Source organism: Streptomyces sp. RP5T, from assembly GCF_003933965.1.
In the GTDB taxonomy this organism is placed as follows: domain Bacteria; phylum Actinomycetota; class Actinomycetes; order Streptomycetales; family Streptomycetaceae; genus Streptomyces.
In genome coordinates, this window is the sequence record NZ_RSAJ01000518.1 from 1 (window position 1) to 5,971 (window position 5,971).

The window sequence follows — 5,971 nt, forward strand, 5'->3', positions numbered from 1 at the left end:
GGCCGAGGCGGACGGGGCGGGTGCCTCGCCGGTCGTCCCGCTGTCACCGCCGGGCAGCACCCTGGTGACCGCGAGGACGGCGGCGGCCACCGTGACGACGGCCAGGGCGGTCCCCGCGACGAGGAGCCGCCCGTTCCGGCCCGGGGGCACCGCGGGCAGGGCGAGCAGCCGGGACCCGTACTCCTGGGGCGGGGCCGGGTCCGGGCCCTCGTCCAGGACCCGCAGCAGCGCGTTGCGCGCGGCCGTGCGGGTGAGGCGTTCCTGGGAGTTCTTGCGCAGCAGCCCCTGCACGGTCGGGGTGAGGGGCCCGGCCCGGACCGGGGCCCGCAGCGGCAGCCGGTCGACGCCCTTCAGGGTGGCCGCGGGACGGTCGCGGTCGCGGAACGGCGGACGTCCCTCGACGAGCGTGTAGAGGATCGCGCCGAGCGCCCACAGGTCGGCGGCCGGCCCGATGCGCTCGTCCCGCGCCTGCTCCGGGGAGGCGTACGACGGTGCCGACAGCCGCGGGGCGAGGGTGGCCCCGGCCAGACCGAAGCCGGTGACGACGACCGTGCCCTGGTGGTGCACGAAGACCTGGCCCGGGCTGAGCTCCCCGTGGGTGATGCCCTCGCCGTGCGCGGCCTCCAGCACCTCCAGCAGCTCCAGGCCGATACGGGCCGCCTGCACGTGGTCGAACGTCCCCTGCCGGCCGAGGAGTTCGCCCAGCGGGATGCCGTCGACCGGCTCGGTGACGGTCCACAGGACGCCGTCCAGTGCCACGGCGTCCACGACCGCGGCGATCCGCCCGGGGGCGAGCACCCGCATGGTCTTGGACATCCGGACCACGCCCGCGGCGGTGCGCAGCGCGGTCTCCTCGTCCGTGCCGGCCGGCAGGGCGATCTCGGTGAGCAGACAGGACCGTTCGGCCGAGACGTCCTCGCCGAACCAGCAGGTCCGGTTGGTCTCGCGGTGCAGGACGTCCAGGGGCCGGTACCGTCCGGCGACCAACTCGTGTGTGGAGATGTGCGCCTTGCCCATGGTCATCCCTCGCTGAACCCCTGGCTCTGTCACCTTGCACAGAGGTACGGCGGGTGCGGCGTGGTGCGTTCAATGAAAACGCCAACCGATGGAATCCGCTTTCCGGTTGCTCGATTTCTGACTCGCAGGTCAGCAGAACGGCCGGAATCGAGCGCCCCGGTCAGCGCAGCCCGAACCGCGCCGCCCAGTCCATGACGTCGGAGGCGGTGACGTTGCCTCCGCACACGACGAGACCCAGCCGGCAGTCGGCGCCCACGCGTTCCAGGACCGTCCGGGCGGCGGGCAGGAGACACCCGGCCGCGGGTTCGCCCCACACCTTGGCGTGGTCGGCGAGGTCGAGGCAGCCCCGTACCGCCTCCCGGTCCGGGACCACGAGAACCTCGGTGACCTGGGCCGCCACATGGTCGTACGTGAGCTGCGAGACGGACGGGGCGCTGAGCGTGGACACCACGGAGGACAGCGCGACCGGCACCGGCCCGCCCGCGGCGAGCGCCCGGGACATGGCTTCGGCGCCCTCGGTCTCCACACCCCAGACCCGGACACCCGGCCGCCGTGCCCGCAGGGCCGCGGCGACCCCGGCGATCAGTCCGCCGCCCCCGACGCTGACGAGGACGTCGGTGAGCTCGCCCGCGTCGTCGGCGAACTCCAGTCCGACCGTGCCCTGCCCCGCGATCACCAGCGGGTCGTCGAAGGGGTGGACCAGCGTCAGCCCCTCGTCCCGCAGCCGGTTCACGAGCGAGAAGGCGCCGTCCATGTCGTCGGTCAGCCGCAGCGAGGCCCCGGCCGCCTCGACGATCTCCACGGACCGGGCGGGCGCCGAGCGCGGCATGACCACGGTCGCCTTGACGTCGAGCGCCGCCGCCATGTGGGCGAGGGCGATCCCGTGGTTGCCGCCGCTGACCGCCACGACCCCGGCCGCCCGCTCCGCCTCGCTCAGCGACAGCAGCTTGGCCGTCGCCCCGCGCGCCTTGAACGAGCCGGTGCGCTGGAGCAGTTCGAGCTTGACGGTGACGGGAGCACCGAGGAGCGCGGACAGACCGGGGCTGGGCAGGGTCGGTGTGCGCACGACGTGACCGGCGATCAGCCCGGCCTGCCGTTCGATGTCCGTGATCCCGATCAAGACGGTTTCCCTTTCGTGGAGAGAGCTCTCCCCGAACCCTGTCCCCGCCCGCGGCGCAGGTCAACTCGGTGTCAGAGATCGCGCCGCAGGAGGTACTCCAGCAAGGGCCGCAGCTCGTACGCGCTCTCCGCGATCGCGAGATGACGGCGGGCCTGCGCGAGGGCGGCCGATCTGCCGCCGCACTCCTCGATGAGGGCCGCGATCTCGTGCGGCGCCCCGCCCGACTCCAGGAGCCGCGCGAGGCGGGCCGCCGCAGGAGTCGGCGAGTCGAGCGCGGTGAGCACCGGGAACGTCTTCTTGCGCTCCCGGAGATCGCCGTGCACGGGTTTGCCCGTGACCAGGGGATCGCCCCAGATGCCGAGGACGTCGTCGACGATCTGGAACGCGACCCCCAGATGCCGTCCCGCCCGGTCCAGCGCCGCCACCCTGGCCGGCGGCGCACCGCCGAGCAGGGCTCCCAGCGCCGCCGCGCAGCCCAGCAGTGCCCCGGTCTTGCGCTCGGCCATGTCCCGGTACTCGTCCGGGCGCACCCGCTCCGGCCCCGTCCAGGGGCGGGTGGCGAACAGGAGGTCGTCCGCCTGGCCGTGCACCAGGTCGGACAGGGCCGCGGACAGTCGGCGCAGCGCGTCGGAACCGGCGTCGGCCAGGGTCGCGACGGCGAGGGCGAACAGCGCGTCGCCCGCGAGCACGGCGGGTCCGGTGCCGTAGGCCTTCCACACCGCGGGGCGGCCGCGCCGGGCCACGTCGCCGTCCATGATGTCGTCGTGGAGCAGTGAGAAGACGTGCACCAGCTCCACCGCGACCGCCGCGGGCACCCCGGCCCGCCCGGGGGCGCCGGCCGCCTCGGCTCCCAGCACGGCGAGCGCCTGCCGCACCCCCTTGCCGCCGGACCCGGTGGCCGGGGCGCCGCCGACCTCGCACCAGCCGAAGGAGTAGGCGGCCATCTCACCGACCCAGGGGTGCAGGGTGCCGACGGCCTCCTGGAGCGCGGGGCGCACCAACGCGCGGCAGCGGGTGAGGACTTCGGGAGGGGCGACCGTCGTCACAGGGCCGCCTCCGTGCGTACGCCGAACTCCTCCTGGGCCCGCTGCACCATCTCCTGGGCGTGCCGCAGCCCGGTCCGCTCCAGCACGCGTGCCAGATCGGCCAGTTCGGCCGCGGTCTCGGACCGGTCGCGGCCTAGGCGGGCCAGCGCCTTGGCGAGCCCCAGCCGGGCCAGGGCCTCTCCGCGCGGTTCGCTCATGGCACGGAACTCGGCGAGCGCCCGCTCGTACAGGTCGCGGGCCTCGGAGCAACGCCCGGCCCGGTACAGGACGTTGCCGCGCATCTTGTGGTTGTAGGCCAGCGCGCTGGACAGGTTCATCTCCCGGCACGTCACCTCCGCCTCGGACAGCAGGGCGAGGGCACGCTCGGTGTCGCCGTCGCGCACGGAGGCGAGGTCGGCGAGCCCGCGCAGCGCCCAGGCGTGGCCGCGCCGGTCGTCGGCGCCCTCGGCGATCCGGGCCGCCTCCTCGAACATGGCGAACGCGGTGTCGTAGGACCCGGTGTTGCGGTGCATCTGCGCGATGCCGGACAGCGCCCACACCGTGTGCCGGGCCTCGCCGCGCCGCCTGGCCTCGGCCAGCAACTGCTCGTGCAGCCGGCCGACGGCCTCGTAGTCGCCCTGGATGCGGCCGGTCTCGGCAAGGCCCGCGAGGGAGTAGCCGCGCACGACGACATCGCCGCCCCGCTCGCCGAGTTCGGCGGCGAGCCCCAACAGGCGCCGGGCGAGGGCGAATCCGCCCCGCTGCCGGGCCAGCGTGCCGCCGCTCCACAGCGCCCAGGCCATGCCCGCGGTGTCCCCGGCCCGCCGGGCGGCCCGGTAACTCGCCTTCCAGGTCCGGTCGGCGTCGGCGACCTTGCCGAGCCGGCGCTGTGCCTCGGCGACCGCGAGTCCCGAGCGCGCCGCCTCCCCGTGCCGTCCGGCCCGCTCGGCCGCTCTCAACTGCTCGGTGCCGGCGGCGAGTACGTCGTCGAGCGAGGAGTTCACGGAGAGAGCGGTGAGCGCGCCCTGGTACTCCGGGGCGAATGCCTTGCCGTACATGTATGCCTTTCCGTCCGTATACACCCCATCTCTACACGCTGTGTATACATGGTGTGCATAGTGCCTTGCACAAGAGCCCCGGCCCGGAGGCCGGGGCTCGTCCGTCGCCGGTCAAGACGTGGGCGGAGCGGAACGGGTTGCCTGTGAGGCGCAGATCACGCCGGGGGCGTCAGTGCTGCTGCGCCTTCTGCGGGGTCGCCTCGCTCGGGCGTACCACCACGAATCCGCTGCCCTGGAGCACCAGTTGCACCGCCTCCCCGGAACCACCGCGCAGCATCGACCCGATGGACTGGGAGCGGTGCAGCGAGGTGCCCAGGCCCGCCGTCCAGCCGACGACCGCGTCCGTGTCGACGTACACCGGGTACTCCGGCGAGACCGGGATCACCAGCGGGTTGCCCTCGCAGACGAGACCGAGTCTGCCGTGGCCCGTGAAGACACTGTTGAACAGACCGCCGCTGGCGATGCCGGCGCCCTTCACGGTCGCTATGCGGTAGGCCAGTGTGGCGTCGAAGCACAGGACGTTGCGGCCGTTGACCGTGAACTCGTCGCCCGGCTCCACGTCCACGATGAAACAGTTCTGGGCCTCGTGCGCGAACCAGGCCTCGCCCTGTCCGCGCACCGCCATCAGCGGCAGCCCCTCGCCGGTGACGGCCCGCTTGAGCATGCCGCCCACGCCCTGGCCCTTGCGCTCGAACTGGAGACTGCCGCGGTAGGCGACCATCGCCCCCTGGCGGGCGAGCATCTCGCCGTGCACCGCGTACCGGATGCACTTCGCGTTCTCGACCGTCATGCCCGGCGCGGTGGCCGGCTGCACCATGTGCTCACTGGAAAAGAGGTCACCCTTCATGAGGGCATCCTGGCCCGGAGGGATTCCCTCCGCCAAGATCGTGGCCCGGCCCTGTTCTTGCGGACTGCCTCAGGCGCCGAAGAGCTGGGTCCAGTAGGTGCCCGCCGGGCCGCCGCCCGCGAACCCGGTCCCGATGTGGGTGAAGCCGGGCTTGAGGATGTTGGCGCGGTGTCCGGGGCTGTTCATCCAGCCCTCGACTACCTCGGCCGCGGAGCGCTGCCCGCACGCGATGTTCTCCCCGATCGAACGGCGGGTGGAGCCCGCGGCGGCCGCCCGGTCCCAGGGCTGGGTGCCCTCAGGCGAGGTGTGGGAGTAGAAGGCGCGGACCGCCATGTCGGTGCTGTACGCCTGCGCCGCCCGGGCCAGGAGCGGGTCGACGGCGAGCGGCGGCAGGGCGGCCCGGGCGCGCTCGCGGTTGGTGAGGTCCACGACCTCGGCGGCGGTCCGGGCCAGGCCGTCCGGCGTGAGCTCTCTCGCCCACAGCGCCGTCCAGTACGTGTCGCCCGAGCGGCCCTTGGTGGCGTGCGCCACTCCGACATGGCGGAAGGCCGGGTCGTGCAGGATCCGCCGTGGCTGCTCGGCGCGCAGACAGTACGCGACGAGCTCGGCCGCGTCTCGGGGGCCGGAGACGAGGTGTTCGCCGACGGTGAGGTACGTGTACCCGGTGGCGGTGAGCCGCTGGAAGACGGAGACGCCGTCGGCGCCCTCGACACCGAGCCGTCCCGCTGCGGCCATCGCCGAGGCGTGCAGGCGGGCGGCTTCGCCGAGCCGCCCGTCGAGCGTGACCGGAGGTGAACCGGCCCGGGAGCGCGCGGAGTTGACCAGAGCGAGGAAATCGTCCGCGGCGGCCGAAGGAGCGGCCCGGGGGGTACGGGGTGCGGGCGTGGTGTGGACCGTGGCGGGG

At 73.9% G+C, this 5,971-nt stretch carries 6 protein-coding genes; all 6 read right to left on the reverse strand.

Annotation, left to right across the window (positions count from 1 at the left end):
• On the reverse strand, positions 1-1,023 hold a 1,023-nt coding region (locus EHS43_RS35120), incomplete at its 3' end, for a protein kinase (RefSeq protein WP_148104160.1).
• A 154-nt stretch (positions 1,024-1,177) separates the two neighbouring features.
• A complete protein-coding gene (locus EHS43_RS35125) occupies positions 1,178-2,137 on the reverse strand; it encodes a threonine/serine dehydratase (protein WP_125194685.1) in 960 nt (319 codons plus the stop codon).
• A 71-nt stretch (positions 2,138-2,208) separates the two neighbouring features.
• Positions 2,209-3,183: a polyprenyl synthetase family protein gene (locus tag EHS43_RS35130; protein WP_125194686.1), complete on the reverse strand. Its 975-nt coding sequence runs from the start codon at positions 3,181-3,183 to the stop codon at positions 2,209-2,211.
• Complete coding sequence (locus EHS43_RS35135; RefSeq protein WP_125194687.1) at positions 3,180-4,220, reverse strand: tetratricopeptide repeat protein; 1,041 nt, start codon at positions 4,218-4,220, stop codon at positions 3,180-3,182. The genes EHS43_RS35130 and EHS43_RS35135 overlap by 4 nt, the downstream gene beginning before the upstream one ends.
• A 169-nt stretch (positions 4,221-4,389) precedes the next feature.
• The gene (locus EHS43_RS35140; RefSeq protein ID WP_125194688.1) at positions 4,390-5,067 is read right to left on the reverse strand and encodes an AIM24 family protein; all 678 of its coding nucleotides are present in this window, start codon (positions 5,065-5,067) and stop codon (positions 4,390-4,392) included.
• A 69-nt stretch (positions 5,068-5,136) separates the two neighbouring features.
• A partial coding sequence (locus EHS43_RS35145) for a CAP domain-containing protein (protein ID WP_260470851.1) occupies positions 5,137-5,971 on the reverse strand: 835 nt, incomplete at its 5' end.

What these genes read in the sequence shown, in the direction of transcription:
- EHS43_RS35135 (WP_125194687.1), bottom strand. Translation starts at nt 4,220, where the DNA reads ATGTACGGCAAGGCATTCGCCCCGGAGTACCAGGGCGCGCTCACCGCT.
- EHS43_RS35140 (WP_125194688.1), bottom strand. Translation starts at nt 5,067, where the DNA reads ATGAAGGGTGACCTCTTTTCCAGTGAGCACATGGTGCAGCCGGCCACC.